The following is a 24,897-nucleotide window of genomic DNA, read 5'->3' as shown; positions in this document are numbered from 1 at the left end:
AGGCTTTTACACGGCGCTTCTAAGCCGATTTTCTACCAGTTTTGCGAGCCGCCTATTCCGCTGCCTCGCGATGCACCTCGATGCCGGCCAGATATTTTTCCGCTTCGAGCGCGGCCATGCAGCCGAGCCCCGCCGCCGTCACCGCCTGCCGGTAGATATCGTCCGTCACGTCGCCGGCGGCGAAGACGCCAGGCACGTCGGTGCGCGTCGAATCCGGTGCTGTCCACAGATAGCCGTTCGGCTTCTGCTTCAGCTTGCCGGCGAACAGCTCGACCGCGGGCGCATGGCCGATGGCCACGAAGACGCCGTCGACCTTGAGGTGGCTCTCGGCACCGGTCACGGCATGCCTGAGCTTCAGCCCCTCGACCGAAGGCGGCAGCGGTGCCTTGCCGGGGCGCCCGGTGATCTCGTCGACGATCGTGTCCCAGATGACGCGGACATTGTCCTTCTTCAACAGCCGCTCACGCAGGATGCGCTCGGCACGGAAGTCCGAGCGCCTGTGGATGACGGTGACGCTCTTGGCGAGGTTGGACAGATAGAGCGCCTCCTCCACCGCCGAATTGCCGCCGCCGACCACCGCCACATCCTTGCCGCGATAGAAGAAGCCGTCGCAGGTGGCGCAGGCGGAAACGCCGAAGCCCATGAAGTCCTGCTCGGTCGGAATGCCCAGCCACTTGGCCTGCGCGCCGGTGGCGATGATCAGCGCATCAGCCGTGTAGGTCGTGCCGGAATCGCCCTTGGCGCGGAACGGCCGCACATTGAGGTCCACCTCGGTGATGATGTCGTTGATGATGTCGGTGCCGACATGCTCGGCCTGTTTGAGCATCTGCTCCATCAGCCACGGCCCCTGGATCGGATCGGCGAAGCCGGGATAGTTTTCGACATCCGTGGTGATCATCAGCTGGCCACCCTGCTGCAGGCCGGCGACGAGCATCGGCTTCAGCATCGCACGCGCGGCATAGACCGCCGCCGTATAGCCGGCCGGACCGGAACCGATGATGAGAACGGGCGCATGCTTGGTGATCATCTGGAGCCTCTGCGGGGCGGACACGGGTGTGCCTTGGAAAAAGACGTGGAATATCGCGCTTAATGTAAGGGCTGCCAGCCACGCCAGCAAGGCGAACGGACCGTCGTCCCCGGAAAGCTTCGGCCCATATGGATTTTCGCGCGACGAGCGCTTTCGTTACCTCTCTAAAATCCCGTCGACGGGGGCTGGCTTCGAGACAAAAGTCGTTTAACTACAAATCGCGAAAGATTCTTGCGCCATACCGATCATCGAGAACCCAATGCCCCTCAAGGCCGATCTGGACGCCATTGACTGGAAGATCCTGCGCGAGCTTCAGTCGGACGGGCGCATGACCAATGTCGAGCTCTCGAACCGCGTCGGCATTTCCGCACCGCCCTGCCTGCGCCGGGTCAAGCGGCTGGAGGAAGCCGGCATCATCCGCGGCTATCGCGCGCTGCTCAACGCGCCTGCGCTCGGCCTCGATGTCGTCGCCTTTTGCCTGGTCGGGCTGCATCATCAGGCCGATGCCGAACTGCGCATTTTCGCCGAGCGCACGCGCGGCTGGCCGATCGTGCGCGATGCCTGGATGGTGTCGGGCGAGTCCGACTTCCTGCTGCATTGCGTGGCCAGCGACCTCGGCAGCTTCCAGACCTTCGTCATCGAGGAACTGACCTCGACGCCGAACGTCGACACGGTGCGCACGGCGCTCACCATCCGCCGCGTCAAGGATGAGGGTTTGGTGTCGTTCGAACGCCCCTGAGGCCAGGCGAACGCCCGTGCGCTGGGCGAATTCCTTGCGTTCGCCACATCGGCGCCGCGTTGGTATTCGAAAGACGCCGATATGCAAGGCTGAACGGCTCTGCCGGACTTCACTGCTCGACTGGGCGCTTGACTGGTTTCTCAAGCAATTCCAGGAAGGGTGTGTAACGGTTTTCCGCCCGGAATTGCTTGAGAACAGATGGCACGAGCAGCGTGAATTCCGAGATAATCCGCCATGGGAAGGGGACCATGACCCGTTTTGCAAGTCCGGTCTCGGCGCTCATCATCTGCGTGAACGAGGCCGACATGATCGGCCCGTGCCTGGAAAGCATCGATTTCTGTGCCGAGATCATCATCGTTGATTCCGGCTCGACGGATGGCACCGTCGAATGCATTGAAAGCTATATCGCAAAGGGCTATCCGATAACGCTGCTGCACAATGATTGGCCCGGCTTCCCCCGCCAACGGCAATTCGCACTCGACCACGCCAACCAGCCCTGGTGTCTTTCGATCGACCCGGACGAGCGCGTCGACGACCGGTTGCGGCAGTCGATCGTGGCCATCACCCAGGCGGCCGGCGGCAAGGCCAGCGGATGGTACATGCGCCGCCGCGACTGGCTGAAGGGCTACGGCTATGCCCATCGCTGGGTGCTGCACAACAGGCTGCTCAGGCTTTTCCGCAGGGAAGGCGCCACCATGGATCTCACCGCGCGGGTGCATGAATCCGTTCGCGTGCCGGGCGAGACCGACACGATCGAAGACGGTGTCCTGCTGCATCGCCGTGAAATATCGGTCGAGGAGGATCTTGCCAGGGCCAACGCCTATTCCGGCCTCAAGGCGGTCACGCTGGTTGAGAAAGGCAAGAAGCCCGGCCTGGTGCGGCTGGTGCTATCGCCGTTCGGCAATTTCCTCAAATTCTACCTGGCCAAGCGCTACTTCCTGTGCGGCCGCCATGGCTTCGTCTACTCGATGTCGGTGATGATCTATTCCTTCGCCACCGAGGCCAAGCTCTACGAAGCCTCGCAACGCAACGACCAAGCGTAGGCCCTACGATCCGAGCGCGTCGATGGCGGCGAGCAGGCCGCCGAGATCGTGGTCGTCATGCAAGCGCCTGATGACGAAGCCGGGCTGAAGTGCCGCCTCACCATCGACCAGCCACCCCTGCGCAAGGCCCGCACGTTGGCCGGCCTGCGTGTCGGCCAGCTTGTCGCCGACCATCAGGGAGAGCTGGAGGTCAAGATCAAGGCGCCTGCCCGCCTCTATCAGCATGCCCGGATTGGGCTTGCGCATCGGATGATCGGCTACAGCGAGAGGCCCGACGCCCGCCTCGTGATAGGCGCAGGCCAGCACCATGTCGACGGACACGCCCTGCCCGCGCAGCAGGTCGAGCACCCGGCCGTTCACGGCGGCAAAGGCACTCCAGCCGAAATAGCCGCGCGCGATGCCGGACTGGTTGGTGACCATGACGACCGGGATTCCGGCCCGGTTGGCGGCCGCGATTGCCGGCAGCATCTGCGGCCTCAGCTCGATCTCGGCCGGATCGCTGGGATAGTCCGTGTCGACATTGATGGTGCCGTCGCGGTCCAGGAACAGCGCCGGCGACCGTGCTGGGAAAACCCGGCCGCCGATCCGCTCCACCCACAGGCCCGGTTCGGTCAATGGGTGCGGCTTCCCGATCCTGTCAGCCATTCGACAGGCGCGCTTCGACCACCTCGCACAGATAATGATAGAGGCACAAATGGCCCTGCTGGATGATCGGCGTCGAGGTCGAGGGTACGTTGAGCAGGATGTCGGTGAGCGGCTTCAGCTTGCCGCCGGTATCGCCGGTCAGGCTGACCACCGTCATATCCATCATGCGCGCCTGTTCGGCCGCGGCGAGAATGCTCGGCGAATTGCCGCTGGTCGAGATCGCCAAAAGCACGCCGCCTGCAGCGCCATGCGCTTCGACCTGGCGCGAAAACACCGTATCGAAGCCGTAATCATTGCCCCAGGCGGTCAGCATCCCGGCGTTCGCCGGCAGCGCGATCACATTGTAGGCCTTGCGCTCCTTCAGGAAGCGGCCGACCAGTTCAGTGGCGATATGGATGGCGTCGCTGGCCGAGCCGCCATTGCCGCAGACCAGCAATGCCTTTCCAGACGAAAGCGCCGACACGACAGCGCTCACCGCTTGTTCCATCTCGCTGGTCAAATCCCGCGCGACCGTGGCAGTGATGGCGGCCGCCGAGCGGACCAGATAATCGTTCAATTCGGACATGAGATCCCTCAGTTGGTGGCGCTGCCGGCGCGTAGTTTGCCGATGGTGCCAGTGGTGCTCTTGCCGGCGACCAGGTCGACCAGCACGACGCGGCCGCCCGCCTTCTGCACCACATCGGCGCCGACCACGGTGTCGATCGTGTAGTCGGCGCCCTTCACCAGTATGTCGGGCAGAAGCGCCTCGATCAGCGCCAAAGGCGTATCCTCCTCGAACACCACCACGGCATCGACCGAGGCGAGCGCGGCGAGCACGCAGGCGCGATCATGCTGGTCGTTGACCGGGCGGCCCGGACCTTTCAGCCGCCGCACGGAGGCATCGCTGTTCAACCCGAGCACCAGCCGGTCGCACTGGCTGCGCGCCGCGTGCAGCAGGCTGACATGGCCAGCATGCAGGATATCGAAGCAGCCATTGGTGAAGCCGACGCTCAGACCTTCCGCCTTCCATCCCGCCACCATGCGCGCGGCCGAAGTAACGTCGAGGATGGCGTCCTTGTGCGCGGTCGGTCCGTGCGAGCGGAACAGCGCGCCGGTGAGTTCCTCGACACTCAGCCGCGCGGTGCCGCGCTTGCCGACCACGACGCCGCCGGCGGCGTTGGCGATCGAGGCCGCGGCGACAGGATCGGCACCGGCGGCAAGCGCCAGCGCGAAGGTCGCGATCACCGTATCGCCGGCGCCCGAGACGTCGAACACCTCGCGCGCCTGGGTGGCGATGTGGCGTGCCTCGTCGGGGCCGACCACGCTCATGCCCTTTTCGCTGCGGGTGGCGACGACGAAGTCGAAGCCGTGCGCCGAAATCAGCTCGCGTGCCGCCGCGACGATCTCGTCATCGGCGAACACCGCATGGCCGACGGCCTCGCCAAGCTCCTTGCGGTTGGGCGTGACGGCGGTCGCCCCGGCATAGCGCGCATAGTCGCGACCCTTCGGATCGACCAGCACCGGCTTGCCCGCCTCTCGGCAGATGGCAATCAGTTCGGTGGCGACGCCGTCCAGCAATATGCCCTTGCCGTAATCGGACAGGATGACAATGTCCGCCTGTTTCAACGCATCCCGGAAACGGCGGATCAGCTCCGCCCGTTCGGCTTCGCCGAGCGGCTTGATCTCTTCCTCGTCGAAACGCAGCACCTGCTGGTTGAGCGCGCTGAAGCGGCTCTTCGACGAGGTCATGCGGCCGCGCTGCTGCACAAGCCCCGCCGTATCGGCGCCAAGCTCGCCCAGCATCCGCGCCAGGCTGTCGCCGGCAGGATCAGTGCCGATCACCGAGACCGGAACGGCGCGTGCGCCAAGCGAGACGATGTTGGCCACGACATTGCCGGCGCCACCCATCGCCGAGCTTTCGCCCCGCCCATGCAGCACCGGGATCGGCGCTTCCGGCGAGATCCGTTCGATGACGCCATTGACGAAGCGGTCGAGGATGAGGTCGCCGGCCACCAGCACGGCGACGTCGCCGAAGCGCGCGACGGCGCGGTGCAGGGGCTCGGGTGAAGGCGGATTGTGCTTGATCATGTCATCTGCCACGTGCGGAAAACGCCGATCTCAGATAGGTCGAAACACCAGATTTGCGAGGCCGGCCGGTCATGCCTGCCGATATACCGCAATTCGGCACAGCGCAACGCCAGGGGCAGAGGCAAACCCGGACAGGTCAGGTTTTCTGCAGGGCGACGTGGACGCCGAGGCCGACCAGTACCGCGCCGCCGGCCCGCTGCATCAGGCGCTGCGCCCCGCTCGAACGCCGCAGCCGTCCGATCACGAGGCCGGCCAGGAATACGCAGACGATGTCGGCCGAGGAGAACATCAGGTTGACGATCGTGCCCAGCACGACGAATTGCAGCCAGACCGGCAAGGTCGCCGAGGCATCGATGAACTGCGGCAGGAACGCCATGAAGAAGATCGCGGTCTTGGGGTTGAGCACCTCGACGGTGATGCTCTCGAAAAACGCCCGGCGGGCCGATTTGCGCCCGATCGCCGGCAGCGCCACGTCGCCCTCCACGCGCTTGCGAAACAGTGAAATGCCGAGCCAGATGAGGTAAAGCGCGCCGACCAGCTTGACCGCCATGTAGAGCGGCGGCACGGCATGGAACAGCACGGACAAGCCGGCGGCGGCGGCAAGGACATGCACATAGCCGCCGAGATGAATGCCGAGTGCCGCCGTCAGCCCCGACCAGCGCCCGCGCGCCATCGTTTGCGCGGCGGCGTAGAGCATCGCGGGACCCGGAATGTAGGCGAAGATCGCCGTGGTGGCGAAGAACGCGATCAGCAGTTCGGTCGACGGCATTTCTTGGCCCTCATGGTCCCGTCCAGCGGCGAACCGACAGAAGCGGCAGCTTTGCGGCGCCACTGTGACGCAATCACCTGCTTTGTCGACAGCCCGGCCAGCCTCCCTTATAAGGACCGGAATCGCACGCAAGCAGAGGCCTTCATGATCATCGTCACGGGCGGCGCCGGCATGATCGGCTCCAACATCGTCGCCGCGCTCAATGCGGAAGGCCATGACGACATCCTGGTCGTCGACGATCTCACCGACGGTCACAAGATCGCCAACTTGGCCGATTTGACGATAGCAGACTATCTCGACAAGGACGATTTCCTGGCCCGCATGGAGGCCGGCTCGCTCGGCCGCATCGAAGCAGTGTTCCATCAGGGCGCCTGTTCGACCACCACCGAGTGGAACGGCAAGTTCATGATGGAGGTGAATTACGCCTATTCGAAACGGCTGCTGCATGCCTGCCAGGCGCTGCGCGTGCCTTTCCTCTACGCCTCCTCAGCTTCGGTCTATGGCGGCGGCGCCGAATTTCGCGAGGAGGCTGCGCTCGAGCGGCCGCTCAACGTCTATGCCTATTCCAAGAAACTCTTCGACGACTATGTCAGGCGCACGGTGTTCGACGCCGATCATTCGCAAGTCGCGGGGCTGCGCTACTTCAATGTCTATGGCCCGCGCGAAGCGCACAAAGGGGCCATGGCCTCGGTTGCCTTCCATCTGTTCAACCAGGTCGAGCGCGGCGAGAATCCGAAGCTGTTCGGTGCCCATGACGGCTTCGGGCCAGGCGAACAGAGCCGCGACTTCATCCATGTCGGCGATGTCGCCGACGTCAATCTGTGGCTGTGGAAGCGCGGCGCGAGCGGCATCTTCAACTGCGGTACCGGGCACGCCCAGCCGTTCCGCGCCATCGCCGAAACGGTCATCGACACGCTGGGCAAGGGCGAGGTCGAGTTCATCCCCTTCCCCGACCATCTCAAGGGCAGCTACCAGAGTTTTACCCAGGCTGATATGTCCCGCTTGCGCGCGGCCGGCTATAACGGGCAATTCCGCACAGTAGAAACCGGCGTCAGAGACTATGTCGAATGGCTGAAAGCCCAACGATCCTCGTGATCGGCCCACGCTGGGTGGGCGATATGGTGATGGCGCAGTGCCTGTTCTCGGCGCTGAAGGAACGCCATCCCGACGCCGCGATCGATGTGCTGGCGCCCGCCTGGGCGGCACCACTGGTCAAGCGCATGCCCGAAATCCGCCAGCAGATCGACTTTCCGCTGCAGCCCGGCGCGCTCGAATTCACCCATCGCCGCCGCTTCGGCCGCCTGCTGCGCGGCCGCTACGACATGGCCTATGTCCTGCCGGGCAGTTGGAAGTCGGCGCTGATCCCGTTCTTTGCCCGCATTCCGCGTCGTTTCGGCCACCTTCGGGAAATGCGCTACGGCCTGCTGACCGACATCGTGCCATTGCCCGACGCCGTGAAACGGCGCACTGCTCAGGCCTATTTCGGGCTCGCCCAGGGCGGCAGTTTCCGCGCGCCCCGGCTGACCGTGGATCCGAAAAACCAAGCCGCCCTGCTCGACCGGGTCGGTCTGGCGCCGCGGGAATTCGTGGCCCTGATGCCCGGCGCCGAGTTCGGTCCGGCCAAGCGCTGGCCAAGTGAAAGCTATGCCGGCCTTGCCCGCGAATTCATGGGCAAAGGCTTGAAGGTCGCCCTGTTCGGTTCGAAGAACGATCGCGACGTGACGGCGGAGATCGCCGCCCTTGCCCCCGGTATCGTCGACCTCGCCGGCCAGACGCGGCTGGAGGACGCCATCGACCTGATCGCGGCGGCAAGGCTCGCGGTCTCCAATGATAGCGGGCTGATGCATGTCGCGGCCGCCGTCGGCACGCCGATCGTTGCCGTCTACGGCTCGACCTCGCCTGAAAATACGCCGCCGCTGGCGGAGCGACGCGAACTGGTCTGGCTCGGCCTGTCCTGTTCGCCCTGCCACCGGAAAATCTGTCCGCTCGGCCACCTTAACTGCCTGAAGGCATTGGAAGTCCGGCAGGTCGCCGCGGCGGCCGACCGGCTGCTGGAACTTCCGGCCGCGGCATGAAGGTGCTGATCGTCAAGACCTCGTCGATGGGCGACGTCATCCACACCTTTCCGGCACTCGAGGATGCCAGCCTCAACCGGCCGGACGTGATCTTCGACTGGTGCGTGGAGGAGGCTTTTGCCGGCATCGTCGCCCTGCATCCAGCGATCGGCACCATCCATACGGTGGCGATAAGGCGCTGGCGAAAGACCCTTTTCGACACGAACACCTGGCGCGAGGCGGCGGCCTTGCGCCGTGCTTTGCGCGCCTGCCGGTATGACCTCATCATCGATGCGCAAGGCCTGCTGAAGTCGGCCCTGGTGGCGCGCCAGGCACGTGCGCCGATTGCCGGCTTCAACCGGTCGAGTGCGCGCGAACCCTCGGCGACGCTGTTCTACGACATCACCCACGCCGTGCCGCGCGACCTGCACGCCATCGAGCGGACACGGCGGCTGTTCGGGTTGGCGCTTGGCTACCAGCCCGATTTGTCGACCCTCGACTCCGGCATTGTGCCACCCTCCGGCAGTCTGGCCGGCATCGACGGCAAAACCGCCTTCCTGCTGCACGGCACCAGCCGCGAGGACAAGAAATGGCCGGTCGAGGACTGGATCGGAACCGCCAGCCTGCTGGTCGAGCGCGGCATGACGCCGGTCACCACCTGGTCCAACGAGCGTGAGAAGACGGTGGCCGAAGCGATCGCCAAGGCCGTGCCATCCACGGTCGTGGTGCCCAAATCGCCGCTGGCCGACATCGCGGCCATCCTCGGGCGCTCGACACTGGTCATCGGCGCCGATACGGGATTGACCCATCTCGCCAGCGCTTTCGGCCTGCCGACGGTTGCGGTGTTTTTGGCGACGGAGCCGGGCTTGACCGGGCCGCGTGGGCCTTATGCGTCGACTTTGCTGGCGCCGGCCGGCAGGGGCGTGACGCCGACCGAGGTTGTGGCTGAGGCGGAGAAACTGTTGGCACTGAAATTACAAGCGCCGGCTTAGGACCTTTCAGAATTCGCTCTGGCGAGTCAAATAGCGTGGTTCTTCGAGAACCGGAACGGAGCGTACTTTAAAGTACGTTGAGCACCGGAAGCGCAGAAAACCGGGCTAGTTGGCGGCCAGAGTAGAATTATCAAAGGTCCTAAATAAACTGCACCTGGACGATCTCGTACCCGCGTGCGCCACCAGGCGCATTGACCTCGATGGCGTCGCCGACTTCCTTGCCGATGAGCGCACGGGCGATGGGCGAGGAGATCGAGATGCGGCCCGATTTCACGTCGGCTTCCTGGTCGCCGACGATCTGGTAGGTCTTCTTCTCCTCGGTGTCCTCGTCGACCAGCACCACGGTGGCGCCGAACTTGACCTTGTCGCCGCTGAGCTTGGTGACGTCGATCACCTCGGCGCGCGCGATATAATCTTCGAGCTCGTTGACGCGGCCCTCATTGAGGCTCTGCGCCTCTTTCGCGGCATGATATTCGGCATTTTCGGACAGGTCGCCATGCGAGCGCGCCTCGGAGATCGCCTCGATGATGCGCGGCCGCTCTTCCTGCTGGCGCCAGCGCAGTTCTTCCTTCAATGACGCGAACCCCTCGCCTGTCATCGGGACCTTGTTCATAGTGCCTGACCTTTCCTGCCGCCGCCCCCGCGTTTCGGGGGAAGCCTTGTCGTTGGGTATAAAAAGAAAACGGTCCGGCAGCCTCGGGCTAACGGAACCGTTTCACCGCAATTTCCCTGAATATAGCAATCTTTGCGGGCTTTTCACGCTCAAAAATCGGTTTTGCAAAAATCATCCCTTCTTTTGTCAGCGAAGGTGGCTGTGGGATGGAGCGAACAAAAACGGCCGCGATTGCTCGCGGCCGTTTCGAGACCATGAAACCCGATCAGCTTCTCATGAAATGCTCGATCTGCTCGGCCAGCATACCGTATTCGCGCGAACCCTTGCCGGTGCGCTTTTCGATCTCCGTCAGCTGCTGCTGGGCGCCGGCCAGGTCGCCGATCTGCAGATGCGCCTCGCCGAGATATTCGCGCACCAGCGTGTAATTGGGATCGATGCGCAGCGCTTCCTCGTAATAGCCGAGCCCGACGGTGACGCGGCCGGAATGGCGGTGCGAGTAGCCGAGATAGTTGAGGATGCGCGGATCCTGCTTGTTGGCGGCGAGGCTGAGCACGGCGATCGCCTCGTCATAGCGGCCCGCCATCGCCAGGTCATGTCCGGCATAGTAGATGCTGTCGTCGTCCAGCTTGCCTTCCTGGGGTGCGACGCATTTGTTCTTCTTCTTGTCCCAGACCATTCCCTTCTTGCATTGGGTGGTCGTATTGGTGTCGCCACCGCTACCGGCCGCAAACACCGGAACGGCAAAAAACTGCACGGCGACAAGCGCGGCGGCTGCCTGGATCAGCATTCTTTTATGCATGGAAAACCTCCTGAGGGTGTGACAATGCAACACTAACGCCAAGCGATCCGCGTTTCATCCCGGAAAAAGCCCGTCTGGAGAACATGAGGTGACGGATGCCGCAAATCCGGTATCATCGCCCTCGAATGAGACGGAGAGGGCCCGTGCAGCGGCGGCTTGACAAAGACTGGGATCTCACGATCGGCCCCGATACCGTGCGGCTGTTCATTCTCAAGGCCAAGGCGCTGAGCGCGGCCGTCAACGAGGACTATGCCGGCGGCGCCGAACACGAGGTCGAGTTCGACGGCGATAGGCATGACAACCACCACCATGACGGCCTTGCCGAGGAAAGCTCGGAAAACCTCACCGAGGAAGAGCTGCGCGAGCTGATCAACGACCTCAATATCGACGAGGCCGCCGAGCTGATCGCGCTGGCCTGGGTCGGCCGCGGCGACTACGACGCCTCGGAATGGGCCGAGGCGGTGGCGGCGGCGCGAGAGCGGGCCAACAAGCGCACGGCGAAATACCTGCTTGGCATGCCGCTGCTCGCCGACTTGCTGGAAGAGGGACTGGAAGCGATCGGCGCGTAACGCGGAGGTAACCGATTGTGATCGGGTCGAAGCGCCTGTCCAGGCAACTTCAGCCGACCGGCGCCGTTTCGTGGATGATGGCAAAGCTGAGCTCTTCCCGTAGATCCAGGATGATTGCATCGGCGATGGCCGTCACGGCTCTGCTGGTTATGCCGGCCGAGGCCAAACATCGTCACAAACATCACAGGCCGCTAAGCCCGCGCGTGGAGCAGCCGCTGACACAGCGGGCCGATCAGCCGCTGAACCCGCGAGGCAAGCGGCAGTCGAAAGCGCGGGCCAGGCAGCATCCGGCGCCAAATCCAGCGCCGCGGAAAACGCAGGATATCCAGCCATCCGCCGATGTTCCGGTGCCCGAGCCACGTCCGGCGGACACTCCAAAGGTTGACGCTCCAAAGACGCAAGACCGGAACGCTGGAGGTCCAAAGAGCGGCGAAGCGCCCGATCTGCTCAAGAACCCCGATCTGCTCAAGAACCCCGATCTGCTCAAGGACCCCGATCTGCTCAAGGACGAAGAGGCCCATCGGAAAAGCCAGACACCGCCCGAACCACCAGCCGAAACGGAAAGCGAGCCGGAGCCGCCAGCCGTGGTGCCAATACCGACGCCAAAGCCGGGCACCACGACGCCCGAGCCTCAGCCGCCGGCCGTCGCCCCTCAGCCGACGCCAAAGCCGGCCGATGCGGCCGACGAGGAGAAGATGCTGCCCGATCCACGCTCGGCCGATTTTCCCGCCGACAAGATGCCGGCGGAGGAAGTCGCCTGCCGCGAGCGCCTGAAGACGCTCGGCGTCGAATTCGAGGAGCACAAAGCCGAGAGCAACCCCGAAATCGGCTGCTCGATCCCTTACCCGATCGTGCTGAAGACGCTCGGCAAGTCGATTGCGATTGCCCCCGGCACCGAACTCAACTGCCCGATGGCCGAGGCAGCGGCGCGTTTTGCCGCCGACGTCATCCAGCCGGCGGCGAAAGCCGAGTTCGGCGCCGACCTGAAATCGATCGGCCAGGCATCGGCCTTCATCTGCCGGCCGCGCAACGGCACGCGCAAACTGTCGGAACATGCTTTCGGCAACGCGCTCGACATTGCCAGCTTTACGCTTTCCGACGGCAAGACGATCGAGGTTGGCCCGGCACCGCCCGAGAAGGACGGCAAATTCCTCGACGCAGTGCGCAAGGCCGCCTGCGGCCCGTTCAAGACCGTACTCGGCCCCGGCGCCGACGCCGACCACGCGCTGCATTTTCATTTCGATCTGGAGCCGCGCCGGCATGGCGGTACGTTTTGCCAGTGAGCGGAACCTCCGCCGCAATTCAGCCGCAGGCATGAACACGGGCGCTGAGTTTTCCTTTACCCTTGATCGTTAAAATGCCGGATATCCAGAATTAGGATTTCCGCCAATGGCCGGCACATTTCGCGCCGTTTTCCTCGCCGCCGCACGCCAATTGAAACCCGCTGCGTTGCTGGCCGCCAGCCTTGCACTTGCCGCGGTTTCGGCCTGCAACACCGGCAGCGTGCTGTCGTTGCAGCCTGCCGTCGATGTCGGCTCGCAGACCGCGGCCGTGCCGCAATATACGGGCATGCAGAAGCTTGTTCCGTCCAATCCCTATATGACGCAGGCCGCCTATCCACGCATGGATGAGCCGATGTCGCCGGTCGAGCAGATTCCAGCCAGCGAAGCCGATTGCCGCCAGCAGCTGAAGCGCCTCGATGTCGCCTACACCGATCTGGCGCCGATCCACGAGGGCCAGTGCGGCATCGACTATCCGGTCAAGGTCTCGGCCATCGGCGGCATCCAGATGAAACCCGCGGCGACGCTGACCTGCGACATGGCGGCCACCTTCGCCGCCTGGACGAAGAACGAACTCGTTCCCTCCGCCCGCTGGCGCTACTTCTCCGGCGTCAGGACTATCCACCAGGGCTCCAGCTATTCCTGCCGCAACATTGCCGGTGAAGGCGTGCTGTCGGAGCACGGCAAGGGCAACGCACTCGACGTCATGAGCATCGAACTCAACAATGGCGACGACATCGACGTGCGCAAGCCCGGGCTGTTCGCCTTCCGCACCCGGGGCTTCCTCAACAATGTGCGCGCCGACGGCTGCCAGTATTTCACCACCGTGCTCGGCCCCGGCTACAATTACGATCACCGCAACCATTTCCACTTCGACATCAAGAACCGCAAGAACGGTTATCGCGCCTGCCGGTAATGGCATGCCCCCTGCCAGCGGTACACGACTCCGCTAGAGTGACGCCCGGAAGGGGCGGACGACGGCACATGAGGCAGCAAAGTCTTCGGCGACGCATTGCGATCTGGGTACCGGCCTTATTGGCCGGGTATGTGGCGCTCGCCTATGTCGCCGCGCCGGAATTCTGGACATTCCGCGATCGCGGCTTTCGCAACCAGCGCTTCGAGATGGTCACCCACACGCCGCAAGGCATTCCCGGCGACCCCATCAATGTCGGCCTGGTCGGCACGGAGAAGGAGCTGGTGCACGCTTTCGCCATCGCCGGCTGGGACACCGCCGACGCCGTCACCTTGAGGACCGCCATCGACATCGGCGAAAGCGTCCTGTTTTCCCGGCCCTATCCCGACGCGCCGATGAGCCGCCTGCTGTTCGAGGGCCGCGCCCAGCAACTCGCTTTCGAAAAGCCGGTCGGCGACAGTGCCGACCGGCGCCACCATGTCCGCTTCTGGCGAACGGATACGGTCGGCGACGACGGAAGGCCACTCTGGCTGGGCGCCGCCAGCTTCGATCGCGGCGTCGGGTTGAGCCACGACACGGGCGCCATCACCCATCATATCGGTCCCGACCTCGATGCCGAACGCGACTTTGTGATCGGCGATCTCAATGCCGCCGGCCTGTTGTCCTCGACCAGCGACCTGGCAGGCATCGGCCCCACCCGGACCGGCCGCAATGGCGGCGGCGACCCCTATTTCACCGACGGCAAGGCAATCGTCGGCGTGCTGAGGTAGTTGCCGCGACCGGAGATCAGGCCGTGGTGATGACGATCTTGCCGAACGGCCCCTTCTCAAGATGCTCGAAGGCCCGCGGCACCTCGTCGAAACCAAAGATCCTGTCGATGACCGGCTTGATCGCCAGCGCCTCGATCGCCTGGTTCATCCGCTCGAAGGCCCGGCGGTGACCGATCGAAATGCCTTGCACGACAATCCGGTTGCGCAGAAAGGGCACGATCGGAAAGCTGAGCTCCATGCTGCCCAGGAGGCCGATGATCGACAGCCGGCCGTCGGCGGCAAGCGCGTCGAGCGAGCGCCGCGCATTGTCGCCGCCGACCATTTCGAGGATATGGTTGACGCCGGCGCCACCCGTCAGCTCGCGCGCCGCCTCGTCCCATGCCGGCCGGGCGCGATAGTTGATCACTTCCCATGCGCCGAGCCTCTTTGCCCGCTTGAGCTTGCCGTCGCTGCTTGACGTGACGATGGCGCGCAAGCCGAAGGCGTGGGCGAATTGCAGCGCAAACAGGGAGACGCCGCCCGTGCCCTGGATGAGAATGGTCTGGCCAGGCACAGGTCTTGTCGCCTCTGCCATGGCGAACCAGGCCGTCAGCGCCGCGATCGGCAGCGTCGAAGCCTCCGCATCGCCGAGCGATGGCGGCGCCAGTACTGCGGCATCCTGATGCAGGAGCAGGTAGTCGCTCAACGTGCCGGGCAGCGACGATCCCAGCGTGTGGTGATGCAGCACTGGCGGCGCATCGCCATCCGGCCAGTCGGCAATCACGTGCCCCAGCACGCGCTGGCCGGTCTTGAAGCGGCTGACACCGCCGCCGACCGCCACCACTTCGCCCACAGCATCCGATGTCGGGACGAACGGAAAGCCAAGGTCGGGGATCAGCACGCCATCGACGATCATCCTATCCTTGTAGTTCAGCGATATGGCCTTGATCCGCACCAGCAGGCCATGCGGTCCGGGCTCGGGAATCCTCCCTTCGGCCAATTCCAGCCTGGGCAGGCCGAAGCCGGTCATCCGCCAGGATCTGTTGATGTCGCTGCTCATTGCGTCTGCTCCCGATTGCATGGCCGATATTTACGCTGTTTCACTGTGGAAAAAAGCGCTTCTACGATCCATAATTGGCAACGAGTTGGTGCTCAGATTTCTACAATGGGAATAGATCGATGGAATCCGCGGATTTGCAAGGCATCGTCGCCTTCGTTCAAACGATCGAGGCAGGAAGCTTCACCGGCGCCGGAGAGCGGCTGCGCGTGACGAAATCGGCGGTCGGCAAATCGGTCGCGCAGCTGGAACAGCGGCTTGGCATCCGCTTGCTCAACCGCACCACGCGCAGCCTCAGCCCGACAAGTGAAGGCCTGTCCTATTATGAAGCCTGCGTCAGGGCACTGTCCGAGATCGAAGCCGCCCAGGCGCTGCTTGCCTCGCGCCGGCAGGTGCCCTCGGGCCGGCTTCGGGTCGACCTGCCCTCGGCCTTCGGCCACCGCTGCGTGGCTCCCGTGCTGTTCGACATTTCCAGGCGATTTCCCGATCTGGCCATGGAGATTTCATTCAACGACCGCCGCGTCGACCTCGTCGAGGAAGGCATCGACCTTGCGATCCGCATGGGCGACCTCGACGACAGCCTGTCGCTCGCCGCACGCCGGCTCTATACCCAGCGTTCGGCCATATGCGCCGCCCCCGCCTATCTCGACAGAAACGGCAGACCCCGGACGATCGAGGATCTCGCCGGCCATGACCTGATCGGCTACACCCGCAACGGCGTCGCCCACGCCTGGAGCATCAGGCAGGCCGATGGCCATGTCGTGAAGTTCACGCCGCGGGCAAGGCTGGTGCTCGACAATGGCGAGTCGATGCTCGGCGCGGTCCTTGCCGGTTGCGGCATAACCTTCCTGCCGACCTGGCTGGTGGCGGACAGCCTCAGGAGCGGCACGCTCGAAATGGTGCTTGTGGACACGCTGGTCGAAAACATTTCCGTCCATGCCATCTGGCCGGTGACACGGGCCTTGACGCCCAAGGTGCGGGTCGTCGTCGACGCGCTGGTCGCGCATTTCTCATCGCCACCCTGGGACGCCGTCTGATCGCCCCGCATCCGCCGTCATCTTTCTAAAATGGTCGCCGACTATTTTCGAAAGCCGTGCGGCAATGCTATTGAGCCCTCATGCTATACGTTGAAATCGCCACCGTGGTCGTCCTCATCTGCGTGAACGGCCTTCTGTCGATGTCCGAACTCGCCATCGTCTCGTCGCGGCCGGCTCGCCTGAAGGCGATGATCGACCGCAACGTCAAAGGCGCCGGCCGCGCTTTGGCGCTTGGTTCCAATCCGGGCAAATTCCTGTCCTCCGTGCAGATCGGCATCACGCTGGTCGGCGTGCTATCGGGCGCCTTTTCCGGGGCCACGCTTGGCCAGAGGCTGGCGCAATATCTGGCTTCGACAGGCATCCGCGAGAACATCGCCGATCCGCTCGGCGTCGGCATCGTCGTGGCCATCATCACCTATGCCTCGCTGATCATCGGCGAACTGGTGCCCAAGCAGATTGCGTTGCGCGATCCCGAGCGGGTCGCGGCCCGCGCGGCCCCGGCAATGACCATCCTTGCCTCCGTCTCGGCCCCTCTGGTCTTCCTGCTCGATATTTCGGGCCGTTCCGTGCTCTGGCTGCTCGGCCATCGCGGCGAAAGCGAGGAAAAGGTCACCGACGAGGAGATCAAGATGCTGGTCGCCGAGGCCGAGCATCACGGCACCATCGAATCCGACGAGCGGCGCATGATCGCCGGCGTCATGCGGCTCGGCGACCGCGCCGTGCGCGCCGTCATGTCGCCGCGCACCGATGTCGACTGGATCAACCTGCAGTCCGACGAAGCCACGATCCGCAAGCTTCTGATGGACACCCAGCATTCGCGCCTGCCCGCAGGCGACGGCGGGGTCGACGCCATGATCGGCGTCATCCAGACACGCGACGTGCTGGCCGCGCTGCTCGGCGGCCGCGCGCTCGACCCGCGCAAATATGTGCGCGCGGCACCCATCGTGCACGACCAGGCCGATGCGCTGGACGTGCTGCAGAAGCTGAAGGAGAGCAACGTGCCGATGGCGCTGGTGCATGACGAATACGGTCACTTCGAAGGCATTGTCACCCCCGCCGACATTCTGGAAGCCATCACCGGCGTCTTCCGCTCGGACCTCGAGGCCGGCGAGGAAGAAAACGCCGTCCAGCGCGATGACGGCTCATGGCTACTCGCCGGCTACATGCAGGCCGACGAGATGGCCGAGGTGCTGGGCATCGACCTGCCGGAGAACCGCGACTACGAGACCGTCGCCGGCTATGTGCTGTCGCACATGCACCATCTGCCGGCGACCGGCGAATGCGTCGACGCGCAGGGCTGGCGCTTCGAGGTGGTCGACCTCGACGGCCGCCGCATCGACAAGCTGATCGCCACCCGCCTGCCCAGCGGCCACCGCGAGATGGCACGCTGACCGTTCAAATGTCCAAGGGGATCTACTGCTCCGCGAAAGCGCGCGCGAATGAATCGAGCATCGGCCGCGCGAGATACTCGAAAAAAGTCCGCTCGCCGGTGCTGATGAACGCCTCGACCGGCGTCCCGGGATAAAGTTGATCGCGCCTCACGCCGGGCGGCAGGTCGGCGGCAATCGTCAGTTTGGCGCGGAAATAGGGTTCACGCGTGGTCTGGTCGATGAGCCGATCCGCCGAAATCTGCGTCACGGTGGCTGAAACCTCTGGCGTGAACCGCGAGTTCAACGCGGACAATCGCAGTTTCGCCGGCTGGCCGACACGGACCTGATCGATGTCCTTCGGCCGCAGCTTCGCATCGACGACCAGGCCCGACGCAGTGGGCAGGATCTCCATGATTTTTTCGCCCGGGGCGATCACGCTGCCCTTGGAATTGTAGGTCGACGACACCACGATGCCCGCTACCGGCGCCTTGATCGTCGTGCGCCGCAGCACCGCCTCCGCCGCCCTGATCTGTTCGTCGACATCGGCCAGATTGGAGCGAACGTCGTCCAGTTTCGTCAGCGCCTCCTCGACGCGTTGCGTGGTCAGGCGCTCGGTCTGCTCCTGGCCTTCGACGATCTGGGTGTTGGCCGTCGCGAGATTGGCCTCCAGCGCTCCGGCTTGCCCGACGAGATCGGCTTCGCTGCGCAATAGCTGGGAGTATTCGGTACGATTGGTGAGGCCCCTGTCCAGCAAGCCGGTCTTGATGCCGAGTTCTTTCTTTACGACTTCGGCTTGTTGCTGAACGGCCTGTTTCTGGGCCTGTAACCCCGCCACCGACTGCCGGTGCATGGCGACCCGTTGTGCCAGGATCGATTTTTCCGACCGGAACCGGGCGAGCCTGGCGTCGAATTCCTTTTGCTGTTCTCGAATCAGGATCTCGAAATCGGGCTGGAAAGGTGCCGGCGCCGCTTCGGTGATTGGCGCCAGCCTGTCCAACCCGTCGCGTTCCGCCTCCAGCCGCGCCGCACTCGCCCTGAGCGCGATCGACTGTCTCGTCAGCCGGTTGAGTTCGGCCCGCGCGGCCGTTGGGTCCAGCACGATCAGATCCTGGGCCAGTTGCACGCGATCGCCTTCATGGACCAGCAACGCCTGGACGATACCGCCCTCGCGATGCTGGATCTGGATGTTTCCGCCGGTTGCCGAGATCGTGCCTTGCGTGATCACCGCTCCCGACAAGGGGGCGCTGACGGCCCAGTAGCCGAAGCCGCCCGCCAGCAGCGCTATGGCGGCATAGCCGGTAAGGGCCACGCGTCTTATGTCGGTGCGGGGCTGACTGTCCCGGGCGAGGCTCCGTGTCGTCATCTCAGGATCCGAAACTGCCACCCGCGCGGATCGTCGGGGCGAACGACCCGGTCACCACCGTGCTCTGCTGGACCGCCTTGCCGGTGACCGACCGCCGCAGCACCTCGCCGCTTGGACCGAAGGCTTCGATCATGCCGCCGCGCAAAAGCATCACGCGGTCGCAAGCAGCGGCGATCGAAGGCTGATGGGTGATCGCGACGACCGTGACGCCCGCCGTCCGCGCGGCCGAAAGCACCGCCTCGAGCGCGGCCTCACCGCTACCGTCGAGATGGGAGCTGGGCTCGTCGAGCACCAGGAACCGCGGATTGCCGTAGAAGGCGCGCGCCAGCCCTATTCGCTGGCGCTCGCCGCCCGACAGCGCCCTGTCCGACGGGCCGATCATGGTCTGGTAGCCATCGCGCTGCGCCAGGATCAACTCATGCACCTGGGCGCGCTTTGCCGCCTCGACGATCGCCCCGTCGTCCGCCTCCGGGTCAAAGCGGGCGACGTTTTGCGCGATCGATCCTGGAAAGAGCTCGACCTCCTGCGAGAGGTAGCCGATATGCTTTCCGAGCTGGCTTTCGTCCCAGGTCCCGAGGTCGGCGCCGTCGATCCTGATTGAGCCGCCGGTCGGTTGGGCGGCACCCACGAGCAACCGCGCCAGCGTCGATTTGCCGGCGCCGCTCGGACCGACGATGGCCAACGCTTCGCCGGCGCCGATCGCAAAGGTCAGCCGCTTGAGGAGGGGCTCCGTGCCGGGTCGGGCATTCGGCGCCATGAAGAAAACGTCCTGCGCGGAAATCGCGCCTGCCGGATCGGGCAGGATCAGTTTTCGCGACTCGGCCGGACGTGCCGCAAGCGCCTTTTCCAGCCGTGCCCACGCCCGCCGGGCGTCGGCGATCTGCCGCCAGGCGCCGATCAGCTGGTCGAGCGGCTGCAGCGCGCGCGACGACACCAGCGAAGAGGCGAAGATCATGCCGGCCGTCATCTGCCCCTGAAGCACCAGCCATGCGCCGGCGCCGAGGATCGCCAGTTGCAGCATCATGCGCAACGCCCGCGAGGCGCCGCTGAAGATCGCATTGGCGCTCGAGGAACGGTCATGGAAGGTGAGCGCCGCCCCTACGTGCCGTCCCCAGACCCGCGCGGCGTTCTCCACCATACCCATGGCGCGCAGCGTTTCCGCATTGCGGGCAAAGGCCTGTTCCGCCTGGCTGGCCAAGGCCGAACGCTCCGTGGACAAGGCATCGTTCCTGCCGATGGCAAGCTGGTTGGCCACGACCAGGAAAAGCAGAAGCACCGCGCCGGCGACCGTCACCCAGAACAGCACCGGATGGATGAGATAGAGCAAGGCGAGGAAGACAGGGGCGAAGGGCAGGTCGAACAGCACCGCCACGCCGCGCGACCTGATGAAGGCGCAGACCGAGGCGAGGTCGCGCAGCGGCGACAGGCCGCCGGCATATCTTGCGCCGAGCGAAACGGCGAAGGTACTGGCACCCAGCTTGCGGTCGACGGTCGCCGCGACGCGCTGCGTGTAAACGGCGCGGATCGCGTCCAGCAGCCCGAGGAAGGCGAGCGCGAGAACCGCGATGGCCGAAAGATAGACAAGCGTCTCGACGCTGGAGGACGGCAGCACGCGATCATAGACCTGCAGCAGGTAGAGCGGGATCACCAACAGCAGGATGTTGATCAGCAGCGAGAAGACGCCGACATCGGCGATGGCGCGCATGAAGACCGGCCGCAGGCCGGAGGGTCCAGTCATTTCCGCATTTCCCGCCGCTGCATGATCCCGAGACCTTACACGTGGCCCCCGAATTCGGAACCGCCGTGCTGCGTGCTGCTGGCGATGCTGTGCGTGGCGGTGCTGCTGGTGAGGTGCAGAGCGCTCGCCGGCGCGTTGTCCAGCGTATAGGCGCGGATGTAGTCGATCTTCATCTCGGCAGGCGTCGCCAGATGATCGGGAGGCGCGCCGGCAATGCCGCCGACCGCGAGATCGGCCAGCATGTACATTGGCTTGTGCATATCGGATGGCGTCGCCGTTTCCGCGACCTGGACACCGTCATAGGTCCAGACGAGCTTGTCCGGCGTCCACAGCACACCATAGGTGTGGAAGCCGGCGGTATCCATTGTATTCACCGTCAATGTCACCTTGGTGTGCGTTCCCGTTTCATTCGAGTGCGCCGTCATGATCAACGAGTTCGGGTCCTGTCCGCGCGTTTCGATCACATCCAATTCCGGCGGCCACGAGCCGTCTGCCGGCAGCAGCCAGAAGGCCGGCCAGGTGCCGGCGTTCTCGGGCAGGTCGGCGCGTATTTCGAAATAGCCGTAGGTCTGCGAGAAAGTGCTGTGTGTGTTGAGGATGCCTGACGTGTATTCGTAATTATTGATCAGCGGCTTTATGTCGGCCGGCGCCTGCGCGGCGGTGATGGTCAGCACGCCGTTGTTCACGCTGAACGGGTGGACGGAGCTCGTCGGCCCGTAATTGGCGTCGATGTACCATTGCAGCTCGCCATTGCTGGTCAATGTGCTGCCGTTCGCCGCCCCCCATGAGAAATTGGTATCCCATGTGCCACCCTGGGCATTGTGAAGATTGAGCGTGTTGAAATCGTCGCTGAAGGACAGCTTCATTCCGGACATGTCGATCGGCAACTGGAACTGGTTGGAATTCAGCTTGTCGACGGTCGTATCCTTGAACTCGAGGATCTCGCCGGATCCGAGGTTCAACAGCACGTTCGATCCCGCCTGGACCATGTTCGAGTGGATGGCGTCGAACGACCTGAAGCCATAGCCATTGAGGCGGACGGTGTCGGTGGCGGCAAAATTGGCAATCAGGTCGCTTCCGTTGCCTTTCGAGATGATGAAGGTGTCGTAGCCGCCGCCGCCGTCGATCAGAACGTCATTTCCCCGGCCGCCGTCCAGCGTCTGGTGCCCGGCCGTGGCGGTGATGATGTTGTCCAACCCATTTCCGAAGGCGTAGTTATTGGGGTTTGTGATGATGAGGTTCTCGACATTGTCGGGGAGCTTGTAGCTCATCCATGTGCTGATCGTGTCGACGCCTGCCCCGGCGGCCTCGGCCACCTTGTTGCCCGCCCCATAGAGGTAATAGATGTCATCGCCCGTGCCACCGTGCATCGTGACGTTGGCACCGCCTGCTCCCCAGAAGGAATCGTTTCCGGCGCTGCCATACATGTCCGGCCCGGCCCCTGTCGCTGAGTACCAGTGGTTGGACGTGCCGCTATAGGGAAGAGGAACACCCACGGCGTTGACGAAGAAGCTCATCGAATAAATCCTCCTCGCGGTGCCAGGCCAGCTCGAACCGTTCGATACGAACTTCGGATAGCCGCATTGGATCAATGCTGAAAGGAACGATATCGTTCCCGGGAATCATTACGCAATTGACCATAACATCGATCTTTCGGAAGACATATACTTATTATCCGTAAAGAGAGCGTCGGTTAACCGCAGCTATTTAGTAAAATTGTGTATAAACCAGAAATTGCAAAGGATCTACTTAGATGAAGGATCTACTTGGATGAAGGGTATCCACCCGGCCCATCGCTGCCTCCCTTCTCGCCGCCAGATCCTGCGGTGGGGCGGGAAGCTTACGCCCTCAGACAGCGGCTTCAATCGGCTCGGCAAGCCTGGGATTTGAACGTGCCGCGATCAGGCAACTGGCCACGATGAGGCCCGCTCCCGCCAGCGTGGTCCAGGTCACCGCCTCATCAAAGAAGAGGAAGCCAAGCGCGATCGCCCAGATGAAGGCGGAGTATTCCGTCGGGATCAGATACTGCGCTTCCGCCCGCGCATAGGCCCAGCTCATCAGGAATTGGCCGGCGAGCGACAGTGCCGTCACTCCGGCCAGCGGAAGCCAGAGCTCGCGCGGCAGGGCAATGGCGAGCCAGGGTGCGGCGAGACCGAGGATGACCGCCACGCAAAGGTTCTGGAACAGCATGATCTCGATCGGTTTGGCCAACAGCGCCTGCTGCCGCGCAAGGATCAAATTGTAGGCATAGAACACCGTCGACACCAGCACCGCCGCCGTGCCGAGCAAGGCATCCCTGGCATGGCTTGTCTGCCCGAACTGGCCGACGACGATGATTGCGACGCCCGCAATGCCGGCCAGCGAGGCCCAGATCGCCTGACGCTGGATTCGTTCGCCCAGCAGCAGCGCGGCCAGCAGCAGGGCGAACAGCGGCGCTACGAAACTGAGCCCGATCGCCTCCGCCAGCGGCAGTCTGGCGAGCCCCCAGAAGAAGGACAGCAAGACAAAGCCGACGACCGCGGCACGCAATGCGTGCAGCCTGAGCACGGAAGGCGTGGGCAGCGTGCGCGGCCCCGCCGACCAGCCGGCGCCCGCAACCACGGTCGCGAGCATGCTGCGCCACAGCACCGTGTTGTAGACGCCGACGGCGATGACCAGGACCTTCATGGCCGCGTCCATCCCGGACAGAAGGAAGATGCCGAGCGCGCAGACAAGCACCGGGACCATGGGAGAAACGGCGCCTGCCAGGCTGGATGACTTCACGAGGCCCCTCATGTGATGGATCGCAGCCGGATATATCAGGGCCGACCGGCGGGGCCAGATGGCAGCCCCGCCGATATGGCGGTCCAACCAAGCCGGCTTGTGGCCTGATTGGGGGCCCGACTACTAAGGACCCGAACCACTGTGGCCCTGAACTGCTGGCGACCTGAATTTTCTTGCCGCGCGTGTCGATTTCGACATTGCCCGCTCGTCATATGATTGAACCAACCCAACCCAGGAGAAAGACCATGCGGTTTATGATGCTGATGATCCCCGGCGGCTACGCGGACGCCGCGCCCGATGTCATGCCCGGCGCCGAGGCGGTGGACCGGATGATGAAATACAATCACGAGCTGAAGAAAGCCGGCGTGTTGCTGGCGCTCGACGGCCTGCATCCGCCATCCTCCGGGGCGCGGGTCAGCTTCAAAGGCGGCAAGCCTGTGGTCGTCGACGGCCCCTTCGCCGAGGTCAAGGAAGTTCTGGGCGGCTATTTGGTGATCGATGTACGCTCGCGCGACGAGGCCATTGAATGGGCCCGCCGCTGCCCCGCCGGGGAGAGTGACGTGATCGAAATCCGCCAGGTCTTTGAAATGAGCGAATTTCCCGAGGACGTCCAGAAGGTGGCGGACCGCCTCGGCAGCCTGAAGGATTGACCCCCAACGCAACCATCGAAGCCGTCTGGCGGATCGAGCAGCCGAAGCTCACCGCCAGATTGGCACGCACTCTCAGGGATGTCGGGCTGGCCGAGGAAATCGCGCAGGACGCCTTCCTGCTGGCGCTGGAGCGCTGGCCTCGCGACGGCATTCCGCGCAATCCGGCCGCCTGGTTGACGCAGGTCGCCAGGAACCGCGCGCTCGACCGGCTGCGCCGCACCACCATGATCGACGGCAAACATCGCGAACTCGCCGTAGACCTCGGCGAGCTGGAGCGCGGGATTCCCGACATCGAGGGGGCGCTCGACGAGGATATCGACGACGACCTTTTGCGGTTGATCTTCACCGCTTGTCATCCCGTCTTGCCAACCGAGCAGGCCATCAGGCGGAAGCCAGCGCCGCGTTCCGCCACGCCGCCCAATTGACCCGCAATGACAGGGAACGCGCCCTGCTGCTCGCCCGCGCCACGGCGCAGCCGATTGCGACCTTTAGCTGTCCGTTCGCCGCCAGTTGGAACCCGCTCGGGCAGGCTGGCCCTCAGCACGTCCGGTGACAGTTCACCTCCTATGCTCCGCCGCAACGCCAAGAGGTTTGGTTGGTGCGGCGCGGCGTTTCCAGCAGTTTCAGGCCAAGCCGCAACTTCTTTGCAAGAAACCCGCC

Annotated in this window: 26 protein-coding genes; 13 read left to right on the top strand and 13 right to left on the bottom strand. The window is 64.2% G+C overall.

What is annotated here, in order from left to right; genetic code table 11:
• Positions 1-52: 52 nt before the first annotated feature.
• On the bottom strand, positions 53-1,027 hold the full coding sequence (gene trxB / locus FJ941_RS09610; RefSeq protein ID WP_140505032.1) for a thioredoxin-disulfide reductase: 975 nt from the start codon (positions 1,025-1,027) through the stop codon (positions 53-55).
• Between the two features lie 259 nt (positions 1,028-1,286).
• On the opposite strand from trxB, the gene FJ941_RS09605 reads away from it, so the two are divergent.
• Both FJ941_RS09605 and FJ941_RS09600 read left to right on the top strand, forming a co-directional pair.
• Positions 1,287-1,766 carry an Lrp/AsnC family transcriptional regulator gene (locus FJ941_RS09605; RefSeq protein WP_027143279.1) on the top strand — a complete coding sequence of 160 codons (480 nt, stop codon included), beginning with the start codon at positions 1,287-1,289 and terminating at the stop codon, positions 1,764-1,766.
• 248 nt (positions 1,767-2,014) lie between these two features.
• Positions 2,015-2,809, top strand: coding sequence for a glycosyltransferase family 2 protein (locus tag FJ941_RS09600; RefSeq protein ID WP_140505030.1), 795 nt, complete (start codon positions 2,015-2,017; stop codon positions 2,807-2,809).
• Between the two features lie 3 nt (positions 2,810-2,812).
• On the opposite strand, the gene gmhB is transcribed toward FJ941_RS09600, so the two are convergent.
• The 4 genes from gmhB to FJ941_RS09580 all read right to left on the bottom strand — a co-directional run bounded on the left by gmhB (position 2,813) and on the right by FJ941_RS09580 (position 6,290).
• Entirely contained in the window at positions 2,813-3,454 is a 642-nt protein-coding gene (gene gmhB / locus FJ941_RS09595) for a D-glycero-beta-D-manno-heptose 1,7-bisphosphate 7-phosphatase (protein WP_140505029.1), read from the bottom strand.
• A complete protein-coding gene (locus FJ941_RS09590; RefSeq protein ID WP_140505027.1) occupies positions 3,447-4,019 on the bottom strand; it encodes an SIS domain-containing protein in 573 nt (190 codons plus the stop codon). Before FJ941_RS09590 ends, gmhB begins: the two co-directional genes overlap by 8 nt.
• Positions 4,020-4,027: 8 nt before the next feature.
• Complete coding sequence (gene rfaE1, locus FJ941_RS09585; protein WP_140505025.1) at positions 4,028-5,521, bottom strand: D-glycero-beta-D-manno-heptose-7-phosphate kinase; 1,494 nt, start codon at positions 5,519-5,521, stop codon at positions 4,028-4,030.
• 136 nt (positions 5,522-5,657) lie between these two features.
• The gene (locus FJ941_RS09580; RefSeq protein WP_140505023.1) at positions 5,658-6,290 is read right to left on the bottom strand and encodes a LysE family translocator; all 633 of its coding nucleotides are present in this window, start codon (positions 6,288-6,290) and stop codon (positions 5,658-5,660) included.
• 144 nt (positions 6,291-6,434) lie between these two features.
• Between FJ941_RS09580 and rfaD the strand changes: the two genes are divergently transcribed.
• The 3 genes from rfaD to waaC are packed head-to-tail and all read left to right on the top strand — an operon-like array spanning position 6,435 to position 9,336.
• Positions 6,435-7,385 carry an ADP-glyceromanno-heptose 6-epimerase gene (gene rfaD, locus FJ941_RS09575; protein WP_140505021.1) on the top strand — a complete coding sequence of 317 codons (951 nt, stop codon included), beginning with the start codon at positions 6,435-6,437 and terminating at the stop codon, positions 7,383-7,385.
• Positions 7,358-8,365 (top strand): lipopolysaccharide heptosyltransferase II, encoded by a 1,008-nt coding sequence (waaF, locus tag FJ941_RS09570; protein WP_140505020.1) that lies wholly within the window; start codon positions 7,358-7,360, stop codon positions 8,363-8,365. Before rfaD ends, waaF begins: the two co-directional genes overlap by 28 nt.
• Positions 8,362-9,336 carry a lipopolysaccharide heptosyltransferase I gene (gene waaC / locus FJ941_RS09565; RefSeq protein WP_140505018.1) on the top strand — a complete coding sequence of 325 codons (975 nt, stop codon included), beginning with the start codon at positions 8,362-8,364 and terminating at the stop codon, positions 9,334-9,336. Before waaF ends, waaC begins: the two co-directional genes overlap by 4 nt.
• A gap of 139 nt (positions 9,337-9,475) precedes the next feature.
• On the opposite strand, the gene greA is transcribed toward waaC, so the two are convergent.
• Positions 9,476-9,949 (bottom strand): transcription elongation factor GreA, encoded by a 474-nt coding sequence (gene greA / locus FJ941_RS09560; RefSeq protein WP_023671981.1) that lies wholly within the window; start codon positions 9,947-9,949, stop codon positions 9,476-9,478.
• Between the two features lie 265 nt (positions 9,950-10,214).
• Entirely contained in the window at positions 10,215-10,748 is a 534-nt protein-coding gene (locus FJ941_RS09555) for a tetratricopeptide repeat protein (RefSeq protein ID WP_140505016.1), read from the bottom strand.
• A gap of 143 nt (positions 10,749-10,891) precedes the next feature.
• Between FJ941_RS09555 and FJ941_RS09550 the strand changes: the two genes are divergently transcribed.
• Positions 10,892-11,317, top strand: a complete 426-nt coding sequence (locus tag FJ941_RS09550) for a DUF3775 domain-containing protein (protein WP_140505015.1) — start codon at positions 10,892-10,894, stop codon at positions 11,315-11,317.
• Between the two features lie 191 nt (positions 11,318-11,508).
• On the opposite strand, the gene FJ941_RS29405 is transcribed toward FJ941_RS09550, so the two are convergent.
• Positions 11,509-11,838, bottom strand: coding sequence for a hypothetical protein (locus tag FJ941_RS29405; RefSeq protein ID WP_246673757.1), 330 nt, complete (start codon positions 11,836-11,838; stop codon positions 11,509-11,511).
• A gap of 63 nt (positions 11,839-11,901) precedes the next feature.
• Here FJ941_RS29405 and FJ941_RS29400 point away from each other — a divergent pair, with 63 nt between their 5' ends.
• The 3 genes from FJ941_RS29400 to FJ941_RS09535 all read left to right on the top strand — a co-directional run bounded on the left by FJ941_RS29400 (position 11,902) and on the right by FJ941_RS09535 (position 14,280).
• A complete protein-coding gene (locus FJ941_RS29400) occupies positions 11,902-12,600 on the top strand; it encodes an extensin family protein (protein ID WP_246673756.1) in 699 nt (232 codons plus the stop codon).
• 106 nt (positions 12,601-12,706) lie between these two features.
• A complete protein-coding gene (locus FJ941_RS09540) occupies positions 12,707-13,513 on the top strand; it encodes an extensin family protein (protein WP_140505013.1) in 807 nt (268 codons plus the stop codon).
• 68 nt (positions 13,514-13,581) lie between these two features.
• Positions 13,582-14,280: an LssY C-terminal domain-containing protein gene (locus FJ941_RS09535; protein ID WP_140505012.1), complete on the top strand. Its 699-nt coding sequence runs from the start codon at positions 13,582-13,584 to the stop codon at positions 14,278-14,280.
• A gap of 16 nt (positions 14,281-14,296) precedes the next feature.
• Here FJ941_RS09535 and FJ941_RS09530 read toward each other — a convergent pair whose 3' ends face one another.
• Positions 14,297-15,319, bottom strand: coding sequence for an NAD(P)-dependent alcohol dehydrogenase (locus FJ941_RS09530; RefSeq protein WP_140505011.1), 1,023 nt, complete (start codon positions 15,317-15,319; stop codon positions 14,297-14,299).
• Positions 15,320-15,438: 119 nt separating this feature from the next.
• Between FJ941_RS09530 and FJ941_RS09525 the strand changes: the two genes are divergently transcribed.
• Positions 15,439-16,353 (top strand): LysR family transcriptional regulator, encoded by a 915-nt coding sequence (locus tag FJ941_RS09525; protein ID WP_140505010.1) that lies wholly within the window; start codon positions 15,439-15,441, stop codon positions 16,351-16,353.
• Between the two features lie 80 nt (positions 16,354-16,433).
• Positions 16,434-17,744 (top strand): hemolysin family protein, encoded by a 1,311-nt coding sequence (locus FJ941_RS09520; RefSeq protein WP_140505009.1) that lies wholly within the window; start codon positions 16,434-16,436, stop codon positions 17,742-17,744.
• Between the two features lie 22 nt (positions 17,745-17,766).
• Here FJ941_RS09520 and FJ941_RS09515 read toward each other — a convergent pair whose 3' ends face one another.
• The 4 genes from FJ941_RS09515 to FJ941_RS09500 all read right to left on the bottom strand — a co-directional run bounded on the left by FJ941_RS09515 (position 17,767) and on the right by FJ941_RS09500 (position 23,599).
• Positions 17,767-19,086 carry an HlyD family type I secretion periplasmic adaptor subunit gene (locus FJ941_RS09515; RefSeq protein WP_140505008.1) on the bottom strand — a complete coding sequence of 440 codons (1,320 nt, stop codon included), beginning with the start codon at positions 19,084-19,086 and terminating at the stop codon, positions 17,767-17,769.
• Between the two features lies 1 nt (position 19,087).
• Positions 19,088-20,824: a type I secretion system permease/ATPase gene (locus tag FJ941_RS09510; protein ID WP_140505007.1), complete on the bottom strand. Its 1,737-nt coding sequence runs from the start codon at positions 20,822-20,824 to the stop codon at positions 19,088-19,090.
• 35 nt (positions 20,825-20,859) lie between these two features.
• Positions 20,860-22,341: a family 16 glycosylhydrolase gene (locus FJ941_RS09505; protein WP_140505006.1), complete on the bottom strand. Its 1,482-nt coding sequence runs from the start codon at positions 22,339-22,341 to the stop codon at positions 20,860-20,862.
• A gap of 331 nt (positions 22,342-22,672) precedes the next feature.
• Positions 22,673-23,599 carry a DMT family transporter gene (locus tag FJ941_RS09500; protein ID WP_140505005.1) on the bottom strand — a complete coding sequence of 309 codons (927 nt, stop codon included), beginning with the start codon at positions 23,597-23,599 and terminating at the stop codon, positions 22,673-22,675.
• Between the two features lie 233 nt (positions 23,600-23,832).
• Here FJ941_RS09500 and FJ941_RS09495 point away from each other — a divergent pair, with 233 nt between their 5' ends.
• Both FJ941_RS09495 and FJ941_RS09490 read left to right on the top strand, forming a co-directional pair.
• A complete protein-coding gene (locus tag FJ941_RS09495; RefSeq protein ID WP_140505004.1) occupies positions 23,833-24,237 on the top strand; it encodes a YciI family protein in 405 nt (134 codons plus the stop codon).
• A complete protein-coding gene (locus FJ941_RS09490; protein WP_246672628.1) occupies positions 24,234-24,662 on the top strand; it encodes a sigma factor in 429 nt (142 codons plus the stop codon). Before FJ941_RS09495 ends, FJ941_RS09490 begins: the two co-directional genes overlap by 4 nt.
• Positions 24,663-24,897 lie beyond the last annotated feature (235 nt).

The sequence above is a fragment of the Mesorhizobium sp. B2-3-13 genome (assembly GCF_006442195.1).
Taxonomy (GTDB): domain Bacteria; phylum Pseudomonadota; class Alphaproteobacteria; order Rhizobiales; family Rhizobiaceae; genus Mesorhizobium; species Mesorhizobium salmacidum.
The sequence above is the reverse complement of the archived record's forward strand: the minus strand, read 5'-3'. Positions and strand labels throughout refer to the sequence as shown.